This is a genomic window from Mycobacteroides chelonae, from assembly GCF_016767715.1.
GTDB classification, from domain to species: domain Bacteria; phylum Actinomycetota; class Actinomycetes; order Mycobacteriales; family Mycobacteriaceae; genus Mycobacterium; species Mycobacterium gwanakae.
On sequence record NZ_CP050145.1, the window covers coordinates 904,515 to 926,968 of the forward strand.

Annotated in this window: 18 protein-coding genes, 1 tRNA gene and 1 pseudogene; 8 read left to right on the plus strand and 12 right to left on the minus strand. The window is 60.1% G+C overall.

Annotated features, from left to right (window positions below; genetic code table 11):
• Positions 1-3: 3 nt before the first annotated feature.
• The 5 genes from HBA99_RS04470 to HBA99_RS04490 are packed head-to-tail and all read right to left on the minus strand — an operon-like array spanning position 4 to position 5,145.
• Positions 4-615: a YdcF family protein gene (locus HBA99_RS04470; protein ID WP_070931440.1), complete on the minus strand. Its 612-nt coding sequence runs from the start codon at positions 613-615 to the stop codon at positions 4-6.
• The gene (locus HBA99_RS04475) at positions 602-1,606 is read right to left on the minus strand and encodes a CgeB family protein (RefSeq protein WP_070931439.1); all 1,005 of its coding nucleotides are present in this window, start codon (positions 1,604-1,606) and stop codon (positions 602-604) included. Before HBA99_RS04475 ends, HBA99_RS04470 begins: the two co-directional genes overlap by 14 nt.
• Complete coding sequence (locus HBA99_RS04480) at positions 1,603-2,901, minus strand: lipopolysaccharide biosynthesis protein (protein ID WP_070951520.1); 1,299 nt, start codon at positions 2,899-2,901, stop codon at positions 1,603-1,605. The genes HBA99_RS04475 and HBA99_RS04480 overlap by 4 nt, the downstream gene beginning before the upstream one ends.
• Positions 2,894-4,078, minus strand: a complete 1,185-nt coding sequence (locus HBA99_RS04485; protein ID WP_070951519.1) for a glycosyltransferase family 4 protein — start codon at positions 4,076-4,078, stop codon at positions 2,894-2,896. The genes HBA99_RS04480 and HBA99_RS04485 overlap by 8 nt, the downstream gene beginning before the upstream one ends.
• Positions 4,075-5,145 carry a glycosyltransferase family 4 protein gene (locus tag HBA99_RS04490; RefSeq protein ID WP_070952338.1) on the minus strand — a complete coding sequence of 357 codons (1,071 nt, stop codon included), beginning with the start codon at positions 5,143-5,145 and terminating at the stop codon, positions 4,075-4,077. Before HBA99_RS04490 ends, HBA99_RS04485 begins: the two co-directional genes overlap by 4 nt.
• Positions 5,146-5,949: 804 nt before the next feature.
• On the opposite strand from HBA99_RS04490, the gene HBA99_RS04495 reads away from it, so the two are divergent.
• The 4 genes from HBA99_RS04495 (at position 5,950) to HBA99_RS04510 (ending at position 12,300) form a co-directional block, all read left to right on the plus strand.
• A complete protein-coding gene (locus HBA99_RS04495; RefSeq protein WP_057966532.1) occupies positions 5,950-7,416 on the plus strand; it encodes a sugar transferase in 1,467 nt (488 codons plus the stop codon).
• 353 nt (positions 7,417-7,769) lie between these two features.
• Positions 7,770-10,703 (plus strand): hypothetical protein, encoded by a 2,934-nt coding sequence (locus HBA99_RS24975; protein WP_337251454.1) that lies wholly within the window; start codon positions 7,770-7,772, stop codon positions 10,701-10,703.
• A 241-nt stretch (positions 10,704-10,944) separates the two neighbouring features.
• Entirely contained in the window at positions 10,945-11,910 is a 966-nt protein-coding gene (locus HBA99_RS04505; RefSeq protein WP_234798055.1) for a glycerophosphodiester phosphodiesterase family protein, read from the plus strand.
• A gap of 15 nt (positions 11,911-11,925) precedes the next feature.
• Entirely contained in the window at positions 11,926-12,300 is a 375-nt protein-coding gene (locus tag HBA99_RS04510; RefSeq protein WP_070951517.1) for a hypothetical protein, read from the plus strand.
• A gap of 1,057 nt (positions 12,301-13,357) precedes the next feature.
• Here HBA99_RS04510 and HBA99_RS04515 read toward each other — a convergent pair.
• From HBA99_RS04515 to HBA99_RS24765, 4 genes are all read right to left on the minus strand, one after another.
• Positions 13,358-14,551: an IS481 family transposase gene (locus HBA99_RS04515; protein ID WP_070930680.1), complete on the minus strand. Its 1,194-nt coding sequence runs from the start codon at positions 14,549-14,551 to the stop codon at positions 13,358-13,360.
• A 114-nt stretch (positions 14,552-14,665) separates the two neighbouring features.
• Positions 14,666-14,738: transfer RNA gene (locus tag HBA99_RS04520), tRNA-Arg, on the minus strand.
• 125 nt (positions 14,739-14,863) lie between these two features.
• On the minus strand, positions 14,864-15,118 hold the full coding sequence (locus HBA99_RS24760) for a hypothetical protein (protein ID WP_234796928.1): 255 nt from the start codon (positions 15,116-15,118) through the stop codon (positions 14,864-14,866).
• Between the two features lie 4 nt (positions 15,119-15,122).
• Positions 15,123-15,491: a hypothetical protein gene (locus tag HBA99_RS24765; RefSeq protein WP_234798054.1), complete on the minus strand. Its 369-nt coding sequence runs from the start codon at positions 15,489-15,491 to the stop codon at positions 15,123-15,125.
• 980 nt (positions 15,492-16,471) lie between these two features.
• On the opposite strand from HBA99_RS24765, the gene HBA99_RS04535 reads away from it, so the two are divergent.
• Complete coding sequence (locus tag HBA99_RS04535) at positions 16,472-18,304, plus strand: fatty acyl-AMP ligase (protein ID WP_070926198.1); 1,833 nt, start codon at positions 16,472-16,474, stop codon at positions 18,302-18,304.
• Positions 18,305-18,339: 35 nt separating this feature from the next.
• Here the strand turns inward: HBA99_RS04535 and HBA99_RS04540 are convergent, their stop codons facing one another.
• Together HBA99_RS04540 and HBA99_RS24770 are read right to left on the minus strand one after the other, a co-directional pair.
• Positions 18,340-18,765 carry a PPOX class F420-dependent oxidoreductase gene (locus tag HBA99_RS04540; protein ID WP_070951516.1) on the minus strand — a complete coding sequence of 142 codons (426 nt, stop codon included), beginning with the start codon at positions 18,763-18,765 and terminating at the stop codon, positions 18,340-18,342.
• A 320-nt stretch (positions 18,766-19,085) separates the two neighbouring features.
• On the minus strand, positions 19,086-19,388 hold the full coding sequence (locus HBA99_RS24770; RefSeq protein ID WP_234796927.1) for a pyridoxamine 5'-phosphate oxidase family protein: 303 nt from the start codon (positions 19,386-19,388) through the stop codon (positions 19,086-19,088).
• 16 nt (positions 19,389-19,404) lie between these two features.
• Here HBA99_RS24770 and HBA99_RS24775 point away from each other — a divergent pair.
• Positions 19,405-19,512, plus strand: a pseudogene (locus tag HBA99_RS24775) (hypothetical protein); the annotation flags it as partial.
• Positions 19,513-19,684: 172 nt separating this feature from the next.
• On the opposite strand, the gene HBA99_RS24695 reads toward HBA99_RS24775, so the two are convergent.
• Complete coding sequence (locus tag HBA99_RS24695) at positions 19,685-19,840, minus strand: hypothetical protein (RefSeq protein WP_165615236.1); 156 nt, start codon at positions 19,838-19,840, stop codon at positions 19,685-19,687.
• A 423-nt stretch (positions 19,841-20,263) separates the two neighbouring features.
• Here HBA99_RS24695 and HBA99_RS04550 point away from each other — a divergent pair, with 423 nt between their 5' ends.
• Entirely contained in the window at positions 20,264-21,448 is a 1,185-nt protein-coding gene (locus HBA99_RS04550) for a sensor histidine kinase (RefSeq protein ID WP_081347626.1), read from the plus strand.
• On the plus strand, positions 21,445-22,074 hold the full coding sequence (locus HBA99_RS04555; RefSeq protein WP_070926191.1) for a response regulator: 630 nt from the start codon (positions 21,445-21,447) through the stop codon (positions 22,072-22,074). The genes HBA99_RS04550 and HBA99_RS04555 overlap by 4 nt, the downstream gene beginning before the upstream one ends.
• Positions 22,075-22,454 lie beyond the last annotated feature (380 nt).

The window sequence follows — 22,454 nt, forward strand, 5'->3', positions numbered from 1 at the left end:
TCCTCAGCATCCGGGGGTCAGAAAGGCCTTGACGTAACTGCCGGACTGTCGGATGAACATCCACGACCAGAAGGCAACTCCGGAAGGAGTGGGACTAGCGACCATGGTGAGCTCCCCGTCGAAGCACTTTCCGACGATGTATCGAGCACGCGAGACGTGTGGTGTGAAGGTGATGACGATGATGTGATGCCAACCGAATTCCTGTGCCTTGGAGCGTATTTCCTGGGCTTCGCCCTCGGTGGTCCAGGGGTCTGGGATGAAGCAACTGACCGTGAATGTGAAGTGGCCCTTGCAGTACTTGTCCATGTTGCGGTCATTGGCGCCGGTCGACTGTGCGATCAGCAGGTACGGTGCGTACCCGCGTTTCGCCAGATCCAGCCCGACGTCGAAGCGTTCGTAGGGAGTGCCGCCCAGCACGACGATCGCATCGGCGGGCCGTAGCGGATCGGTCTGCGGATGCATGTACACCCGCCATCCGGCCGTGACGAACCCCGCCGTGAGCACGGCGATCGTGATCACGGCCAATAGGACTCGCCTGCGCCACCGTGGCCGGCGCTCGGGGGTAGGCACTGAGCGCTCATCGGTGGACGTCTCCGTGGCGTCAGTGGAGCTCATCGGTGATCTCCTTGGCGCGGTCGACGTAGCGGTGGTATTCCTGCGTCACGCGAAGGTGGCCTGCCTCCGCGATCTTGGCGGCTTGTGCCGGATGACGGGCACACCAGTGCAGGGCCTCGCCAAGTTCGGCCTCGTTGGAGAACAGCAGACATTCGGTTCCCTCGTTGAGCAGCTCGCTGTGTTCATCGGTGCGTTCCCCGACGAACAGCCCGCCGCACGCGGGTATTTCGAACGTTCGGCAGGTGTGGGTGTCACGGTTGTCCGAGTTCAGCAAGACCAGGTTCGCGGTGACGGACGCCACCGTGGTCGCGAAGTGATCGCCGTAGACGGCGCCACCGACCGTGGCCCCGGTGGCCTGCAGCGTGGGCGTGCGGCGCCAGCCCGGACCGCGAACCAGAAGATTCTTCCCATGCTCGTTGCCGAGTCGGGTGATCATGTCGGATCTGTCCGGGCGTCTGGCTCCGATGAACCCGACAAGATACTGCCGTGCAACCCGTTTGGCGCACGGACGATGCCACGCAGGGTCGTAGGCGCTGCGTACGAACTTCACCCGGCGCGCGCCTCGGTCGTGCAACTCGGTCACGTTGTGGCGTTTGGTGGTGACCACCAGATCCCACTCGCGTTCGTGCGCCAGGTAATCGGCCGTCGTGTTGTAGGGATTGCCGACATCATCGGGGCTGTAGTGGACGCGGACTGCTGCCGGAACCTGGAGTAGTCGTGCCTGGTCCAGGTGGATCGATTTGAACCCGAAGAGCATGTCGGGAGTGAAATCTCGCGCAATGGCATCGATCTGATCATGCACGGAGTTCTGCACCCAGGATGCCCTCCGGCGCATGGTCTTTGAGTACACCCAGGCCGGTGACAGCCTGGCAGGCAAGGTGACTCTGGTGGTGTCCACCACGACCACCTCATGGCCCGCCTGGCGGAATCCGTCCGCCATCGACCGGGCATTACTGCCCACCCAATCATCTCCGATAAAGAGGATCTTCATCGCACAACACCCTCTTGCTCCGATTCGGCCTCGATGAGCACGCCTCGCTCCCGTCCTGCCAGGTGCCTGATTCGGGCCAGATACCAAATGGCTACTCCGAATTCGGCGCCGATCACGCCGCCAATCAGTGCCCACACGGAGTGGCTCCAGGATGCTGCGATCAGCCCGGCCACCGACGCCGCTGTGCCTACCACCGACGCTACGAGGACACCATGCATGTCCTGACGTACCGGTAACAGCGCGGTGCTGATGTACGAGCTGATAGTGCTTGCCGGAAGAATGAGAAGCTCGGCGCGCAGTAGGCCGACGGCCCCGAGGAACTCGCTTCCGAAAATGAGGTGAACTATCGGTGCGGCGAGCACCCAGAGTAGGGCTGCTGCGAGTATGGCCACCGCGACGGCGCCGCGTAATCCTTGCAAGCCGGTGCGCCAGAAGTGTTCGTGTCCACTGCGTTTCGCCATCCGGGGCAGCAGCACCAAACCGATCATATCCAGGAGGGATTGCATGGCCCTGACCAGACGATCACTCGCCGAGAACAGGCCCAGCGACACGGCGTCGAGCATGGCGGAGTAGACGGCTGGTGCGCCTTGCCCGTATCCGGTGGTGAGAAGTCGTGAGGTGGCGATCGGCCAGCTGGTGCGGAGGATGTGGCCAGGTGCGTAGGGGCGACACAGCCCGCCGAAGTTGCGCAGACTGTCCCACCAGGTGCCGGCGACCGTCAGAACTGAGGAGCCCAGCAGGCACAACACCGCGGTGGACGCGTGTGGGGAATGCGGTAGTAGCACGATGAGAAGAACGAGGTAGGCGATGCGCCCGGAGCCTTGGTAAACCGCGGATGCGACAAACCGTCCCTGCCCAATGAGCAGCCAGTCGTCGGAGGTGGCCCAGAGCCCACCGGCGAAGAGTCCCAACAGAATCATGTGCACATACGGGGGCGCCCCCGCTATCCAGCCAACGCCGAACGCGGTGCCGAGCACGGCCAGGGTGATCAACCTCAGGGATAAGTAGTCGGTACGCACCTGCCGGAGTTCGGCGGGGGTGTCGCGAAGAGCGGGCACTTGAGCAGCGAGGAACGGTGTCATGCCGAGGTCGACGACGATGGAGCCGAAGAAGTACGCGGCCATCCCCACCGCCAATAGCCCCATTCCCGCCGGGCCCAGAATTCGGGCGAGTAGAGGCACGGTCGCGAATGTCACGACGTACTGGCCGTACTTGCCGAAGACAACGGCCCCGAAATCCCGGGCCAATCGCCATGCGCGGGGAAGCGTTGTGCTGTTTCGCGGTCCCCTAGGCACGGCGCCCTTCTAACGATGTAGTTGCGCGGCGGTTGAGGATTTGCGCGAGGAACGATGCGACGGTCTGTGCTGAGTCGGCGATATCGAATTTCCTGGCCCGAGACTGACCGGCTTGCGCCAATCGGATTCGAAGGTCACGGTCTTCGATGAGACGGTCGAGGGCATCGGTCAACTGATCGGCGCTACCGGCGTCGACCAGCAGCCCATGAACTCCCGATTCGATAGCCTCGGCGGGGCCGCCGGGCTGGGTGGCGATGACTGCGCAGCCCGCGCGCAGCCCTTCGACGACGACCTGCCCGAACGGCTCGGCGATGACCGAGCAATGCACCAGGATGTCGGCGGTGGACAGGATGTCGGAGGGGTCGTCGAGATGGCCGGTGAATGTCACGGGAAGCTGCAGTTCGCTTGCCAGGTCTTCTAATTCGGTTCGAAAAGAATCCTCGCCGAAGAAGGTGCCGCCGACGAGATACACGCGCCGAGGCTGAATGCTGGTGTTGGCCAGCGCCCTGAGGAACACGTCTTGTCCCTTCCATCGCGTCAGTCTGCCGACAACGGCGACAACGGTCTCGGCGGGCGGGCGCTGGGGCGGGTGTTCTGTGTCCAGTGTCCGCAGAAAATCCAGCCCGGGGTAGGCCACGACGCCCGGGCACCGCCGCGGCCGGAGGGAGCTCTCGGTGGATCGGCTGTTGGCGATGTACCCGTCGGATACCATCATGCCGATCATTCGGATAAGGAATGCCAGTGTGGCACCGAAATATTCAGCTGATATCCGATCGTGAACGTGCCAAATCAAGGGAATCCGCGCTCGTTTGGCCGCAACGGCAGACATGATGAGAGCTTTTGTGCTCCCCGCGATCAGCACATCGGCTCCGTGCTCCCGCACGACGGCTCCCAGATCCCACCCGAGCCGAACCAGTGCCGCGGCTCCAGTCAACCTGCGCAACCATCCGGAACCGTCAATGGTGACGCTTCGGCTATCGAAAGTGTTGGCCAACAATGATGTTTGTATGCCTTGGGACTTCATTGCGCTGACCATGGGGCCGTCTTCGGTGTAGATCACGGACGGTTCGACCGTGAACTCCGCGGGTACATTGCGTAGCGCCGACAGCAAGCGCGAAGTTGCGAGCTCCGCGCCGGAGGGCGCGGCCGTGTGGGCGACGAATACCGCCCGGATCACGCGCTCACCTCCGAATACACGGCATGGTGACGCTGCGCGGCAGCCGCCCAGGAGAACGACTCGGCATGTCGCCGGCACTGCTGCGCGCTCGGGAGCACGCCATCGAGTGCCGAGATGAGGCGCGCCCCAAGCGCTTCGGCGTTGTCGGATGGCACGATCAACGTGGGGTCCAGACCGCGTACCGCGTCGGGGAGTCCGCCACAGTCGGTGACCACGGCAGGCCTGCCGGTGGCTAAGGATTCGAGTGCGATCAATCCGAACCCCTCAAGAGCCACGGATGGTACGACGGTGAGGTCGGCAAGTGTGTAGAGCTGTGTCAGGGTGGGGTCGTCCACACGTCCGGTGAATTGGATGCTGTCGTCCAGACCCGCCGCTGACACCTGTGCTCTCAGAGCATTCTCGGCGGTGCCCGTGCCCACGATCATCAGGCAGGCATCTGGATGCGCGGATACGACGGCCGGCCACGATTCGATGAGGCGGTGAATTCCCATGCGGTGTTCGAGCCTGCGCACGCAGAGCACCGTGCGCCGCCCGGTGGGTGCCTCCAACGGTGGCAGCAGTCCGAATCGGTCGAGGTCGACCCCGGGTGGAATGACTTCGATGCGATCCGCCGGTATCCGATAGTCCTCGATCAGAACGTCTCGGAATCGATCCGACAGGACGATCATCCGCTCGGCGCCGGTGTACCGGAGGCGCTCCACGACGTACTTGGCACGGGAACGGAAGGCTCCGGCTCCTGCGAACCTGCTTTCTGCCGCCCAGGGTCCGTGGAAGTGCACAACTAGGCGGCTGCGGGTGCGCCATCCGGTGGCCGACGGTCCATACAGGCAGAAGTGGCGATCAAGAATGCCGGGTTGTCGCAGCCCGGATCGATCGTTGAACGCGGTGAGAACCCGCGTTCGAGTGGACCCGCCGGTGGCGCCCCAAGACCATCCACCGTCAGAGGGCACCCCGAACGCGGCGGCCGACAATTCAATGTTGTCCCGGTGGCGGAGCGCGGTGAACAGATCGGTGAAGTACCGATTCAACCCGCCCGGCAACGAGGAGAACCACTCCGCGCCGGTCATGTGCACTCTGATGGGCGCCATATCAGGCCTCATCTCTGCTGCTGGCGATCTTTGCTATCGGTGACGGCTGCGGCATCGGTCCGACGTCGCGCGTCGTCCATCGCCGCGCATGTGTTCGCCGACATGCGTGGTCCGCCTTGGGGGCTCGGCCCCATCCCTCATGTTTGTTCAATGTTCAACCGACTCAACATGCACGTGCACGTGGCCGCCGATAGGTTCGTATCCATTGATGCTCATAATGCCTGAGTAGGCCAAACAATATTCCCGAGTAGCGCGATGCTCTTCGGATGCGAAATTCATGTGCGCACCGACGTCCGATGCACCTAGTTCATGCCGCCAGGCAGCCGACTCGTCTCTAGCCTGCAACACACCGTGGGTGCTCCGCAACCTGAGGCAGAGGTTTCGCTCATTGAAAGTTGGGTTTGGCCTTGCCTTTAATTTGCCCGCAACTAGCGGGTGTGTGGTGCTCGAGATAACGCTGTGGCAGACTAGGGCGGACGCGTTCCGCGTTGCCTGAATCATCCTGAACTGGTCATGTTATGGAAATGTTACTTGCCGGTGAGCGTTGTGTGATTGGCGTGAAGATTAGCAATAGGTGGCGGTGGGAGATGTTTGTTAGATGATTCTTATTTCCCTGCAATAAAACTTTCATTTGTGACGTTGCGACCCGTGAAGTAGCGTGACAGTCATCACGTGGCGTGTTTTTGGTCGTTATGGAAACCTCTACACGTAAATAGGTCGGGCTCAATTGCCTAAATCGTCCATACGAATCAGCCGATATGAACGAACGGGTCAAGTGCACTTATGGATTTGAAGAGCGTCGTTAGTGACGGAATTCAACGGAGGGTAGAAGCACGCCCTGGGGGGCTGTTCTACCTGCACCGACGATGGGCGCCGGCGGCTGACCTGGTGGCCATCGCCCTCACGTCACTGGTCTCGTATCAGCTCGCGCATCATCTGCTGTCCGGGCGCCAGGACCTGGGCCGCTGGTATGCGGCAACGGATGTTGTGATCGCCGTCACGTGGTTTGCTGCGCTCTCGCTGCACACGGTCGGCCCGGGAAAGGCGTTGCGGGCGGTCTTGCAGCAATGGCAGACGGTCGTCAGTGTCACGTTCCAGCTATTCACGATTGTGCTGCTCACCTATCTCATCTCGCGTATCGAGCTGATCGATATCCGGCATTTGGCGATCGAGATACCGCTTGGACTGTTGGGCATACTCGTAGCCCGGTATGGGCTGCGGCGTATCTGGGGCTCGGCGAGCCGGACTCCGGTGCTGCTGGCGGGCGATCACGACGCTGTGCGGGAGATGATCACCGCCTTCGGCCGTCACCGGGGCAGTGGCTTCGAGGTTGTCGGCGCGTGCACTCCTGGAGTTGATCATTGGCTTGGCGGGCAGGCGATCGAGGTCGGTGATCACCGCGTGCCGATAGTCGGCGACGATCGCCATGTGGTCGAGGCGGCGCGGCGGACATCGGCTCAGATCGTCGCGGTCGCGATGACCAATGACCTTGGACGCAAGGAGCTTTCAGTGCTGGCCTCCGAGCTCGGAGATCTGGGAATCGAGCTCGCGGCATCTCCTGGGGACGTGGACGAGACCGTCGTGACGACAGCGGAGCGGGGTTTGGAGCGGGTCCATATGCTGGAGATGCTCGCCCCGGGCCATCGCCGGGCCCGATCGATGTCGAAGGAAGCATTCGACATGGCGTTCGCAGCGGCCGCCATTCTGGCCACCGCGCCGGTGATGCTCGCGATTGCCGCGGCCATCAAGCTCACCAGCGCCGGGCCGGTGCTCTATGTGTCTGAACGAATCGGCTTGGACGGCGTGCCATTTCGGATGATCAAGTTCCGCAGTATGTACACGGGCGCCGACCGCGATACCGCGGCGATGATCGACTCGGCAGGAAGTACGCCCGTCTTCTTCAAGGCGAAGGAAGATCCCCGCATCACCCCGGTGGGGGCGTTCATCCGGAAGTACAGCCTCGATGAACTGCCCCAGTTCTTCAACGTGCTGTTCGGTGACATGAGCGTTGTCGGGCCGCGGCCGCAGGTGCAGCGGGAGGTCGACGCCTATGACGAGACGATGCGGCGACGGCTCCTGGTGAAACCGGGTGTTACCGGCCAATGGCAAGTCAGCGGCCGTAACGATCTTTCCGTCGACGAATCTATCCGTCACGACATCTCGTATGTCGACAACTGGTCCATGGGGCTCGATATACGCATCATTTCCCGGACTGTCGGCGCGGTGGTGCGCAGCGAGGGCGCCTACTGATACTCGGTCGATGGCCCGCAGGGCTTCCCGAGTTTTGGTGTGCGGCCTTGTGGCGCACAATCTTTCGAGCAGGCCTTTGCGGACCGAACGGTCACCGCATTCAATCGGTAAATGCGTGTTAGCGCCAGAACACATCGTTGACAGCATGACACTCTGTGTCCTACGGTTCCTTGGGTGGTACCCCTAACTGGCGACGAGCTTTCCCTCGAGTACCAGATGCTGATTGCACATGGCTGTGGTTCGGGGCGTTCCTTGCAAATTCGCTGCGAATAGGCATTGCCGATTTCTCAATGGCCAGTGGGACTTTCGGCGTACAACGCTGCTCAAATTTTCTGAGGAGAGGTGTCGTGCTTATGTCGGGTCGGGATGTTCGGTCGTCGAATGACGTTCCCAAGCGATCGGGGAAGCAAGTCCTTGCCGGCGCGCCGGTGCCTGCCCGCCTGCCATTTTCTACGTCGCGGGTGATGTTGGCGACGACGGCGCTGGTGACAGTGACGGCGCTGACAGTCGGTGTGGCGGCGCCGGCCACCGTCGATTTCTCACGTCCCGAGCCTCAGGCCGCCGCAGCACTCGCTCCGCGTGCGATGAGTCTGGAAGTTCAACTTGCCTCGATGGTGGGCATCTATGGGGTGGGGCCCGTCTTCCAGGCGTTGCGCCTGGCTGGGGTCGGCAGCCCGGATGCAGTCCTGACTAACGCGGTCGGGTTGCTTAATGATCCCGGTTTGTCCTCGGCGGTTAAGACGCTGCTGGACGTGCTGAACACGATCAGCCCTGTCGAGCCTAAGGTGCCCGGTTTCGGGCCGGCGGGCGTTCACGATTCCGTGAACGAGCTGAGTTACAGCATGGGCGCATTCAGTGGGCTTGAAGGCGTTGTAGATACTCTCAATAGCCCGTGGATCAATTGGATTCCCGGTATTAGCGCGATCGGCAATGACTTGCTGACGGTACTCAACCAGCGGCGCGCATTCATTCTCGGGGACGGTCTCGGTGGGACCGATAGTGCGCTTGCGCTACGTCAGATGATCAAAGACGTCGAGTCCGACAGTGCCTTGTGGGGTGACGATAAGCACGGTGTGACTGGCGTTGTCGCTGTACTGTTTCGCAACACGTCGCGCCCGGGCGGCGGCCTGATGGCGATGGTCACCCCCATCTCGGAGTTGTTTGGGCTGAACCTCAGTAATCCCGGCGCGGGCAGTTACACGAATGCAGGGGCCAACGCTGGTCTTGCCACCAAGGTTCTCAATATCTCCGTCACCGATGTCGGGTGGAAGTACGACCTACTTTCGGACGCTCCGTCGACGCTTGACCCACTCGCCTGGGCGAATTCTGTCGCGGGTGTGGTTATGCCTACCTACCTGATCCCCGATAAGGACAAGGCAGTCCCGGTGGCCGCCAACCTTGTCGGTCAGTTGCTTCCCGGGCTCATCAACGCAGGGTTGGTCACCGCGGACCCGACGGGGGGACAGGGGCTCCACCTACTTACCCAGGGCACGATCCTCGATGTGGTCAATGGCCCCCTGAACAGTGCGCTGAATGCGGTTCTGGGGCCGGTCTTCCGGTCGATCCTTGGCGCTGACTTCAAGTTCCCGGTACAGGGCATCTCCACCTACGTCACCTACGACTCGGGCAACCTTCCGCTCCTCGAGCCCTTCCACATGCTGCCTCGCCTACTCGGATACACGGGCCTGGCGGACATCACCACACCCGTTGCCGATTCGTTTGAGAGTGCGCTCACCCAGCTGGTTGCGGTTGGTTACCAAGATGTCAAGAGCACCACCGACGCCAACGGCGTGATGACCTTTACCCGCGGTATGGATATGGCCGCTGTGCAAACGGATGTCTTCAGGGCGCCGACCAACATCAACTGGGCGCAGCGTTTTGAAGTCCCGCAGACGGTGTTCAACGCGCTGATCGACGGTTTCAGCAATAACCTGCTGAGCCCGGAGAAGCAGAGACTGACGTTGTTCGGTAACAGCGAACTTGGGGATGCCATCTATAAGAACGCGCTGGTCATATCTGTGGCTCACGCGGTGCGCGACGGACTGACCCGGCTCAAGAGCATCGCCAACCCCATGTTCAACCAGGCGCAGAACATGCTCAAGCCGGTGGCCGATGCACTCGACGCCGCCACAGTTCAGGTGAACAGAGTGATCGACCAGGGGCGGGCCGCGATAAAGGGCCTGAATATCGACGCGAGCAAGCCACTCTTCGATGCCAATCGCGCGATCAACGAATCAACTAAGTCGTTGGACAACGGGCTCCTCGGGGCAGTGCAGAGCGCGGGTGCTCATGCAGTGGCCGCGCGCTCCACCGCCGCTCTGATTGCGATGCCGGAAACGCTCCCCAAGCCTCAGCAGCTCACCGCCGGAACACCGGACCTCGCGTCGCACCTGCTCGGCACCAGCGGATCAGGCAAGGAAAAGGAAGCGGCCGTCGTCAACGGCGACAGTGCGCCGACTCTTGAGAAGGACGCATCTGCAGCACTTTCCGCATCGAAGCCGAGTGTGGTTGTAGACGGTGAGTCCTCGGCGCCGCACGCTGCCGAATCGGTTAAGGACACCGCGAAGGTAGATCTCAAGGCCGGGCCTAAGGATGACACGAAGACAGGGGACAGGCCTCTCAAGCCAGTGATGCACGAGGAGCCGCGGGACAAGCCAGGCCAGTCGCTGAAGAAGCCGGTGACTGCCACCCAGGATGCCGCCAATGGCATAGCTTCGGCGACAACCAACACCGATGCATCTGCCGCGGCGAAGACTGCTAGCACAAAGCCGATTGTGGATGCTGCATCCAAGGCTTCTAAGAGCAAGCAGGACAATGATTCTGGTCAGCATCAGGAGGTCTCGAAAGATAAGGGAAAGCCGGCGAAGCCGGTCGTCAAGGAGAAGCTGCAGGACAAGGTCGATAAGGCGAACAGTGCGCTCAAGGATTCGGCCGCCGGGTCGATCAAGCAGACGAGGGGTGCGATCACCTCTACAGTGACCAACACTGATGAATCCACCGCCTCAACGAAGACCGACAGTGCTAAGTCGGCTCCCGCTGAAGCGGCTGGTTCTTCGAAGGGAAACAAGACCAAGCAGGACTCCGACAGCGGCAGGCATCACGAGGATTCTTCGGGTACGTCGCCCAAGGTGAAGGTCAAGGTGGCTTCGCCCAGTGAGTCGGGTGGAAAGCATCGCGCGCCCGAGGCGTCATCTGGTGGTGGTTCGGGCGCGGGTGGTGGTTCGGAGGGTTCGGGTGCCCATGGCGGATCGTCGTCAAGTGCGGGAAAGCACTCGGCGGGCGACTAGAGGCGCACGGTTCGGCGGACAATCGATCAGCAGTGCATCTTTGCGGACCGATTGATTTCAGCTTTCAATCGACGGATCCGCATTAGCGTGAGGTTAGTGCGCTGAAATGTTGGTAGCCGTAAGAAATTTATGCTGAACACTGCGTTGACAGAATGACACTTAGTGTCCTACCCTTCGTATAAATACTCCCGATGCGGTGTTGAATGAACCGCGCTGCTTTCCAATTTGAGGTGATCTGTAAATGCTCGGTGCATGGTTTTTGACTTCCGGTTTTATGGCTATGGCATTGGCAGTGGCTGGATGCGGCGATTACACCGGCGACGAAAATGGGCAGGCGACATTTGCGGAAACAATAGCTCCACCAAGCAACGACCGGCTCCCTGTCGATATCGATTCCAGGCCAATGCTGATCGCGCACCGCGGCGGTATGGCCGATTATCCGGAAAACACACTTCTGGCAATTGTTAATGCTCAAAAATCAGGTGTCGATGGGATGTGGGTAACCGTCCAGATCAGCGGTGACGGGATACCGGTGCTGTATCGCCCGGTTGACCTGTCAGTGTTGACAAATGGGAAGGGGCGGGTGAACGCCCAGACGGTGAAGCAATTGAAAGATCTGAACGCGGGATGGAATTTCGCCAGAGAGGACGTCAACCCCTATCGTCAAAAGGCGGTCCAGATACCAACCCTCGAGGAGGCGATCGGCGCGATCCCGCCGAGTATGCCGCTGTTCCTCGACCTGAAGCAGACGCCGGCTCAGCCCCTGGTGGACGCGGTCTCCCGGGTTCTCGTCAAGACCGCCGCTGTAGAGAGATCAGTTATCTATTCGACGGATGCCGAAGTGTCTGCATTAGCGGCTCAGAGTGGTCTAAAGGTCGCCGAAAGTCGTGATATGACTCGTCAGCGTCTCTTGAACATGGCACTGAACCATCGGTGTGAGCCAGCGCCAAGCGCCGGAAGATGGGCTGGTTTTGAGCTCCGCCGCGATGTCGTTGTGTCTGAAAAATTTACGTTGGGTACGGGGGTGTCCCAAGTCGATGCTGAGCTCTGGGACCCCAGCTCTATCGAGTGTTTCAACTCTCAGCATGCTGACATGAAGACGATTGGGTTTGCAGTGAAAACCGAGGATGATTTTCGCCTGGCTCGCAAGATTGGGCTAAATGCGGTGCTGGTTGATTCGCCCCTGGCAGCACGAAATTGGCAATAGAGAAGTCTTCAGACAATGCCTGATAACCATGTCTACCCGCTCAATGCTGAACTAGCCGAGTTGCGTTTCATGGCCGGCCGGCCCAGTTTTCGCAGTATCAGCCGGGCTATCGGGTGCAGTCACACGACGGTCGCCAAAGCCTTCGCGCCCGGGGCGATCCCGTCATGGGAGATCCTCCATCTGGTTGTGCGTCAGCTGGACGGCGATGTCGACACCTTTCGCAAGCTGTGGTGCGACGCCGTACGTAAACAGGAAAACGTAGTCAGCGGTACCCAGAATGTTGCCACAGTGACAATATGGCGAATCGTCACCGTTCTTGCATTCGTGGCCATCGTCGTGTGTGCAGGAATGCTGTTGATGATCGCCCGCCCGTCAACTCGCTATCGATGAGAAACGGCTAGTCGAGGCGTTTCTTTATATCTTGAAATAGTGAGGGCTATTCGGTGTGCAGTTCTCGTATTCCTGAGTTCCGTATCAATCAATGCCGAACATAAAACATGCGCTAATGGATGAAATTGGAAATTCATGGATAGCCATGGCACTGATCTGTAAATGTGGACGTACAACGTGCGTGATCGCGATAATAATCGGTTGCATGATCGAGTGCGGAATACCGTCAGGCAGGGGCCCGACATTGAGCAGATTTCTATGATTGGCACAGTGCCGGGATGGGGTAGCGCTGCGTATTGTTGGTCTGAGGCAATGGAACTACTTTTCTGGCTTTCACTGATCGTGTTCTTCCTTATGGCTACTTTTCGGACAAAGAATACTGATGCGCAGAGTGATCCCGTACACGTACGCCCATCGTTGTCATGCTCCACAGATCAATCGGAGAATTTAATGGACCCAATTGACCTAAATGGGACGCAAATCAGCATCGGCACGCTCAGTGATATAGCTCCGCAACCGGGTGTGTCACTAGAGGCTGTGGGTCGCGCACTTGGATGTGCACGGTTTGTTTTTCGCGATGCATCTCATTTATGGGATAGGGGCGAAAATTGAGAGCATATTATCGGCTGCAGCTCTCGGATTACGACGAGAATAGAGATATTTCCGTGTATGTAACCAACTGGGACGAAGGGCAAGGTCTTGCCGCCGCTTCCGCGGCAGATCGCGGCTGTTCGATGGTATTGAGGAAAAAGGAGCCTGACTATGCGGATTGGTGGATGTACAGGGGCACGTTCCTCGTGGGGATCGTGTCTTTGGAGCGAAGCTATCAGTAGCAACCGAAATTGATGGTGTTCTGGTGATCAGAGCCGGCGGGATACATCGGGCACGCTGGCATAGTTGTGCTGCGCGGATGATGGGAGGTTTCAGGCCGTCTCGATCTCAAGCACGAGAACCGCTGGGTGAAACGGCGCGAAGTAGCGGAAATGGGTGCCCTTGTTTGTCTTCGGTTGATGGTTGATGGATGTGTGTCGGTTGATCCTTGACACTCTTGTTGTGGTTAGGCCTGGTCGCGGTTGCGGCAGGCCTTCTTGTTTCTTACCGCACCGGTACTGGCGCGAGCGGCGGTTTTCACGAGGTTGTCACCGATCCAGAACCGCAGCAGGTCGCCATCGACGTGCACATCGCAGCGAGACCCGGCATGGTGGCGACCCACCGAGACCTGCTGCCAGGAAACACACACCACCCCGTTCGTGGTCACTGTCCGCGCTACCCAATCCTGGCCACCGCGCTCGGTGGCACTGGCCATTGCCGCCGGTGCCAAGGACGGCGGCACCGGGGATCGCGCGGTGAAACGCTGGGCCGGGGTATCCATCTTCAAGGACTGATGTGGGCGATTGGTGTTGTAATCGAGCACCCATTCGTCCAAAGCATGCTGGGCAGCGTTGAGGTTGGCGAAAGGTTTGACCTGGGAAAGGAACTCGACCCGCAGACTGCGGTGGAACCGCTCGATCTTGCCGGTCGTGGTCGGCGAGCGGGGTTGAGTCAGTAAGTGCTCGATGCCGTGCTCGCGGCAGATCGCATCAAAGAGCACCTCGACCGGCGGATGATTGAACCGGCCCGTGAACACCTTCCCGTTATCGGTCAGAATCTGCTGCGGCACACCAAAAGAAGCGATCGCCTCGCGCAAGCCGTCACAGACCGCCCTAGTGCGTTCCCGGGCCATCAACCGAGCACAAACACACATCCGCGAATGATCATCAACCCCCGTCAACGCCTTAGCGCAGCTGCCATCGGCCAACGGGAACCCGCCCACCACATCCATCTGCCACAATTCCATCGGCGCCCCGCGCTCCCAGCGTTTCCATTTACGCGAACGCCGATCCCGCAACGCCGGGTCAACCAACCCCGCCCGCAGCAACGCCCGATACACCGCCGACTCCGACGGCACCGGACGCACATTGCGTTTAGCGAGTTCGAACACCAACCGGCGCGGACCCCAATACGGACGCGAGCGCCGCAACTCCAACACCGCCGCCTCCACCTGGGCCGGCATCTGATGCGGACACGACGCCGGCCGATGCGACCGATCCGCCAACCCCTCCAACCCCTGCGCCTCATAGCGGGCCAACCACGCATGCAGCGTCTGCCGCGACACCCCCACCTTGGAGGCCACCTGCGAAATCGATAACCCGTCACTAATCACAGCCAACACGGCCTGATACCTCTGCTCGACCACGCTCAACTCCCTCATCCAGGGAGTGTCAAGGATCAACCGAAACAGCCGTAAAGCATCAGCCGAAACACCGTCAGGCATCAACCGACATAGAAACGTCAAGCATCACCCGACGTCATACACGGAAATGGGTGCCCTCGGCAGGATTCGAACCTGCGACACCGGCTTTAGGAGAGCCGTGCTCTATCCCCTGAGCTACGAGGGCGGGGGACCTATGTGAATAGGTGTCTAAAACTCTAGCGGGTCGGTGGGGATGTTTCGGACGACGGATCACGGCGAGCCGGTGATGTTGCTTTTGGTGCCCAGGCGATCCAGTGGGATTAATGGGTCTTATGTGACTGGGTGATAGATAGAGGGTTGCCCTGTTAGGCGTTGACGGTTTTTTTGACGGTGCCGGTGTAGGTAGTGGGCAACCACGTTGCGGCCCAAGGCGAATCCGATCATGACGGAGTCTTCGCGCCAGCCGTAGCAGCGGTCGTAAACGCTTTGGCCGGTGTCGGTTTTGGTGTGCTGGCGCAGGTGTTCGACGCGGTTGTAGCCGCGTTTGTCATCTTCTTTGGTGTTGTCGATGCTGTGGGCTTGCACGGTGTCACAAGGTGGTGGCGAAGTCGATGTACCAGCGGTGGATTCCACCTTTGTTGTGGCGCGCGTAGATTTTCGCGACCGGCAGTGGCTCGTAGGCCATTTCACCGGTATCAATGATGCTGCGTTCGTATAGGTGACCGTCGACGGTCCAGATGTCGTGAGTGTCGCGGCACGTGCATTTGATCTGAGTGAAGAAGGTGGGCGACGATGTGACGCGACAGCGCCCGGCGGCGGTGAGCCGCTCGACGGTCTTCTTGCGATACGGAGGTGGCACTACCGTGCCGTCCCCGACGACGAACTGCCCACGGTCAGGATCGGCGCGCGATACCCGCTTGCAGGGGTTCAGGCAGCCGAGGCGGCGGGCCAATTCCACGCCGGTTTGGCGCAGGCCGTCCCTGAACAGTTCGATATGCTGGTAGAGCTTGGTCTGCGCGTAGGTGTTGCAGTGTCCAGGGCCATCAGCGTCTCAGTCGTCCCCGCAGCTGCGGTGCTCAAATCCCTTACCTGACTGGGGTAGCTTGTACCAACTGACCTGCGACTCGCGCATGCTGGTCTCCGGCTACCTGATCGCGCACACCACTTGGATTCCTGCGTCCTGAGTCCTTCGCGGTGTGTTGGCCTATTCACCCCGAAAGTGCCGACCACCTCAAGGGTAGCGCACTCAATCTCAGCTAGTTTATGATGTAAACCATCTGCAGTCTTAGTTGTTACGCCGTTATTGCTATGGCCAAGGTTCGCATGTCCGGTTGGTGAAGAGCGGTATTCGGCAGTCTGGGAGGGGCGCGGTTATTCGGCTAGGACATCGCGACGGGCCGATGCGGCGCAGGTGGAATACGGTCCGTTTGGTGCGCGTGTTTAGCGCAGTGATGCTGTACGTTTCGGCTGCGCTGCTTTGTGCGTGCTCCCGAATTGTGGCGGGTAGTCCGCAGGCGCCTACCGACGTAGTGGCGATAGCGCCATTCCCGCCGCCGGCCCCTGGCCATGTGATCGCGGGCGAGCAGTATCGGCTGATCCGAGAACGGGGCGTTGGCGGTACGGACCAGTTAATTCTTGCTGACATGGTGGTGGTGTGCATGGCGCCTGCGGTCTACCCGGAGGCGCGTACAGCACGCCAACGCGCACTTCTTCTTGTAACGCCCGGGACGCCACGCAGAAGTTTCTACGAAGCGCGTGTGCTGGTTGCGGCTGCCTGGGTTTATGTATGTCCGGAGCAAGGGGCGCGATGAGGAGGCGCATTATGATGGACACGGCCACGGAATACCGCAGTTGCCTCGGCAGTGGGCGCAAGCCATCCTCGATCGCTAATGACGCATCGCAATGGGATTTGGCGCTTGCGTCTAGGGTGGTTTCGCCGTGAAGTTGCGTATTGAGGAGTACTTGGACGGCAAAGGTGCTATCACCTTGCCAGACGGTTACACCGTCAACTATTACCTTGAGCGTGCCGTCGAACAGCTGGGCGACACATTCGCGTACCGATACCTGGACTTCAATGCGAACTCCGATGGCGAACCCAACGATCTCAACTGGACACAGCTTGGCCAGCGCTCGCAAGCCGTAGCGGCACGGCTGCAGCAAGTCACCAAGCCCGGTGATCGTGTCGCGATCCTCGCTCCGCAGGGCATCGACTATGTGATCGGTTTCTATGCCGCCATCGAGGCAGGCAACATTGCCGTTCCACTGTTTGCTCCGGAGCTTCCTGGCCACTCCGAACGGCTGGATGCGGTCCTCACCGATGCGCAGCCCACCGTGGTGCTGACCAACAATGCCGCCGCGGAATCGGTCAGCAGATTTGTCCGCGGGCTGCCCCGGGAACGGCGCCCCCGTGTGGTCGCGGTCGACAGCGTCCCCGATTCGGTGGCCGCCACCTACGTCAAGGTCACACCGGATACCGATGACATCGCATACCTGCAGTACACGTCGGGATCGACCCGGGTTCCCGCTGGTGTGGAGATCACGCACCGTGCGGTGATGACCAACGTTCTGCAGATGATCATCTCGGTGGGCCTGGATGACAGCATCCGCAGTGTCAGCTGGCTGCCGCTGTACCACGACATGGGCCTGCTGATGATTCTGTTCCCGCTGTGCGGCGGCCGGATCACCTTGATGTCGCCGGTGTCGTTCGTGCGCCGTCCCGGACGGTGGATCAAGGAACTGGCCGCCGAGGCGCACCTGGGCCGAACCTTCGCCGCCGCACCGAACTTCGCCTTCGAGCTGGCCGCCGAGCGCGGTCTGCCCAAGGACAACGAGGAACTCGATCTGAGCAATGTCGCGGGTCTGATCAACGGTTCCGAGCCGGTGAGCATCTCCTCGATCCGCAAGTTCAACGACGCTTTCGGGCCCTACGGACTGCCGCCGACGACTATCAAGCCTTCCTACGGCATGGCCGAGGCGACGCTGTTCGTGTCCACCATTCCTTCCGATGCCGAGGCCTCGGTGGTGTACCTGGATCGCAGGGAGCTGGGCAACGGCCGTGCCGTCCGGGTCGCCGAGGATGATGAGCATGCGGTTCCGCAGGTGTCCTGCGGCAAGATCTCGCGCAGCCAGTGGGCCGTGATCGTCAACCCCAATGCCGATACTGAGCTGGCCGACGGCGAAGTCGGGGAGATCTGGCTGCACGGCGACAACCTCGGCCGCGGTTACTGGGGCAGGCCCAAGGAAACCGACTTCTCCTTCCGTAACAAGCTGCAGGCCCGGCTCGACCAGGGCAGCCATGCCACCGGCACCGAGCCCGGCGCTACCTGGTTCCGCACCGGAGACCTGGGTGTGTACCTCGACGGTGAGCTGTATATCACCGGACGGGTCAAGGATCTGGTCATCATCGATGGCCGTAACCACTATCCGCAGGACATCGAGGCCACCGTCGAGGAAGCCTCACCGGCGGTGCGACGCGGTTTCGTGGCGGCGTTCTCGGTGCCCGCGGACGAGCTGCCCGCTGGCGTCGATCAGGGTAACGGCACGGGGGAGCGGGTGGTCATCGTGGCCGAGCGTGCGGCGGGCGCGGGCCGTGCGGCACCGGAGCCCATTGTCGATGCGATCCGCGCGGCCGTCTCATGGCGTCACAGCCTGCCCATCGCGGACATCCAGCTGGTTCAGGCAGGCGCTATACCGCGTACCACCAGCGGAAAGCTCGCACGCCGAGCCTGCCGCCAGGAATACCTGGACAACAAACTCGGCGTGCGCGCTTGATGAGCCGCGTCGGTGGCAACTGAGCTCTCATGTAGTTAAAGCAAGTCGAACAACGAGACCACTTTTGTCGGGTGGATTACGAAAAGGACCCCGCGTGGTTCGGGTCCCTGCTTGTTCACGTATGCTTCTGCGGCCTCGTGCGGGAGGTAACGGTTGGCGATTTCACGGAATGCGCTTTTCACGTGTTCAGGATCGGCGTCTGCCTCTGCCGTGCCTTGTATCTGGATATAGGAATAAGGCGGCGTCTCGATGTCTACGGTGAGCACGACACGTGGGTCCCGTTGCAGTGCTTTGCCTTTCGCCTCGTCCGGTGATGTGCAGAAGATTAGAGTGTCGTTTTTGAGTAAGAACCAGATCGGTGACACCAACGGTCTGCCATCCTTCGCCAGGTAGCCAAGCTTGCCGACCTTCGTCCCTTCCGATAGAAACTGCCGGACTTGTGGATCATCCAATGAGGTCATGCTTCCAAAGTAGCGACTCCGCGGATAGCGGTCGAAGATTGTAGGCTTAAGAGCCCTTTTTAGGCGCATAGTTGGGGTTGGTTTGTGCCGCCGTCAGGTTCTAACTAGTAAGCGGCTCATCGAGATCTGCAGAGGCCGGACACCAAGCCACTCGCTGCCTACCCGAGCAAGCCAGCATCACTCCCAAAAGCTGGGGACCAAGATATACAGCGCTATTCATTCGGGGTATCGCACAGCGCCTGACGCGTCTGGCGCGGGTTGGTTTGTGGCCCTTCGCACTTGCTCGGGATGGATGACGACTCGCACCGATGGTTGGGTCGTCATGTGTGCGCGAGTTGGTCGCCGTGTTGCGCGGCGGCGTCGCCCCAATAGCGTGCGAATAGTCGTTCTATCAGTTCCTGGGTGCGGTCTGTGTGCAGGGTGACCGCGCCGGTGATAGATAACCATTGTTCTGGTTCTCCGACAGGTGTGGCGATGATGATGGAGGCGCGGGGATCGGCGCTTAGGCGGGCAATCTTGACAGTATCTGGGCCGGTGAATAATTGGATGGTGCGCTCGCCGGTGGCTTCGAACCATACTGGTCGGGGCTGGGCGGGGTTGATGCTGCTGGAAGAAACGGCCATGAGCGTGGCCGACATTGCCCACGCCGTCGGCTACGCCGACGGCTTCGGATTCAGCGCCGCATTCAAACGGGTACGCGGGCTCAACCCGCGCGAGTTCCGGCGCACCGCGCACGAAACCGACTGACCCGCCCGCCGCGGCGCGCTTGCCACCGGGCCCGGCGGCGACACCCGGACCCGACGCCGATCAATGGGGCGCCTTCGAGGCGGGGGTGGGTACATGTCCGAGTCGCAGTAGGGGCGATGGTCGCTACGGAGATCTTCATGTTGTGGACGTGAGCTCGTGAGATGAGGTCTAGTTAGGCGGCGATGATTCCCTCAATGGTTGCGGGATCGCCAGGAAAGATGGCCGGCAAGTCGGCGATCGCTTCGGTGCGGGAGGCGTAGGAGGCCAAGAGATCATTGCCTATGCCGATCTGTCCGATACCTGAGTTGCCAGGACATAGTCGAACCATGCCAAGGCGCTGGGGCTGTGACTGGATGGTGGGTAGACCGGTTGCCTGGAAACGACCCGCGCACACTCTAGATTGCAAGGAAATCAAAATATCAATATAATCTCGCTCTAATGAGCCGCTTGTTTCGCCTAAAGATCGGTGCTGGAGTGGTGTTGATGTGATCGTGTACGCGGTTGAGGGTCGGCGGTAATGGTTTTGTATGACTCGTTTCCCCTATTTGGGGGACACGAAGATATCCAATTAGCGGATATGTGGTAGCTATTTGATGCTGAAGAATCTGATTTCTTGTAACTGGGCCGGATCGCATGGACTCAAGCGTCGCGTGCACGGCCAATAAATTAGACAGGATATTTCGGAGGTAGCATGCAAGCTTGCAGCCGACAGGCGGCGGGGCTCACCACGCAGTCAAGGCAGCACTAGTCCATGAACCAGTCCGATCGAGCCGGTGCGATTCTCCGCGTTGAAAAGTGGTTTCCCGGCATGACCGCCTATGTAGTGTGCTCTTGCACCTTGGGAATTGTCTGTGTCTTGGTGTTGGACAGCTATTTCCCGGGAAAGGTTCTCGCATCAATTGTTCTGCTTGTGTTAATGGCTGCCACCATGATTTATTGGGCAAAGCAGAATTTTATAGAGGATCGCCGCCTCGAGCCTCTGGTGATTATGTTTGTGGCTCTTGGGCTGTTTATTGCAGCTGTCTTCGCCGCTCAACCTGCGCTAGGCGCCTTGGGTGCTGTCTATCCGGTCATATTCACCGCGTTGCCAATACGAACAGCTTGTGCGGTAGCGGTCCTAATCAGTTTCATTCCAGCGGTGGTCGTGTATTTGGTCGCTGACGGGTACTGGCTGCACTGGGAATATGGATTGGTATTGACCTTCGTCGCGGGAGTTACCGGCCCCACGATGGGGGTGATTCTCACAAGAAGCGCCAGGATAAGTATGCGCCTCGATTATCTGACAACTGAGCTGGCAAAAAGTCGGTCCGAAGTCGAACAGCTGTCCAGGGAGGCGGGCGTGAACGCTGAGCGCGAGAGGCTTGCCCTGGAGATACACGACACCTTGGCCCAAGGGTTCGCTAGCATCGTTACTCTTTCGCAAGCTATCGAAACTGAGTTCTATGAACGGCCGCATACTGCCAAACAACATCTGCGGCTGGTGATTTCCACCGCTCGGGAAAGTCTCAACGAAGCACGGGCTATGGTCAGTGAACTCACGCCAGCTGCGATGTGGAACCTATCGTTGACCGCAGCGATGGAGCGGTTGGCCATGCAGCTGGAGCAGCAAACCGGAATTAAGGCCCAAGTCTCGGCAGACCCGAAACTGCCGAGGCTTAGCACCTCCGTTGAAGTGGTGTTACTACGTGTCACTCAGGAGGCGATTTCCAATGTTCGTAAGCATTCCCGTGCCAGCAAAGTACGCATTGAACTGGCTCGTTCGCTGATGGGAGTGCGCCTAAATGTTGTCGATGACGGGATCGGATTGCCCGGCAGTTACCAACCTGGGTTCGGGCTGCCGGGAATCCGGACTCGCGTAGCGCAGATCGGCGGCAGGGTGTCTGTTCACTCGAGTCCTAAAGCGGGCGTCAGGATTGAGCTGGAGGTACCGCTGTGATCACGGTGTTACTGGTGGATGACCATCCGGTAGTGCGCGAAGGACTGCGAGGAATGATCGACTCAGAACCGGATATTTGTGTCGTGGGCGAGGCCGGCTCGGGCAGCCAAGCGTTAGAGCTCGTGCGGTCATTGCGCCCAGATGTTGTCATCATGGATCTGAAGATGCCCGGCATTGATGGCGTTGCAGCCACTGCCGCTATCGTGGCTGGACCATCGCCGTCGCGCGTTATCATCTTGACCACGTACGACTCGGACAGTGACATTATCCCCGCGGTCGAAGCTGGCGCCGCCGGGTACTTGCTCAAAGATGCGTCGTGCGTTGAGTTAGCTAATGCCATCCGGGATGCCGCCAGCGGCAAAACGGTGCTTGCGCCATCATTGGCCGGGCGACTCATGAAGATGATCAATCAGCCTACTAATCAACAACTTTCATCCAGAGAACTTGAAGTGCTTCGGTTGGTCGCACATGGACTCACCAACTCCGAAATCGGGGCTGACCTGTATATCAGCGAAGCAACAGTGAAAACTCACTTACAGCGGGTCTGCAGCAAGCTCGGTGTGGTGGGCCGTGCCGCTGCGGCCGCGACCGCCATCAGTAGAGGGTTGGTAACTCTGGAGGAATAGGCAATTAAGCATTCTCCTGAAAAGGTTGGCGTGGAATAACATTGCCTAGTCAGGTACTGAACCCCCGGCCGGGTTGCAAACTGGCCCATCCTGGCCCCACGCCTCGGTATCGCCTGGTTGCCGCCGATGCCACGGTTTCTACGGTTCTTCGGTTGCATTGGGTCCGCTTGGGGCTCAGATAGCGACTGACCGGCATCCCGCGTCAGGATCGTGGTGACTGAAAGCCCTTGGCGTTGTTAAGCACCGCGAGTTCGTGGATTCTGTCTTTTTGCAGATCCCCTGTGCTCTTCTGGCGGCCCACCATGACCGGGCCGCCCCGCCTAAGGGCCCTATGTTGACGAGTGCAGCTCTTGGCACCGGGGCGCTTTCGAGGGCGGCTG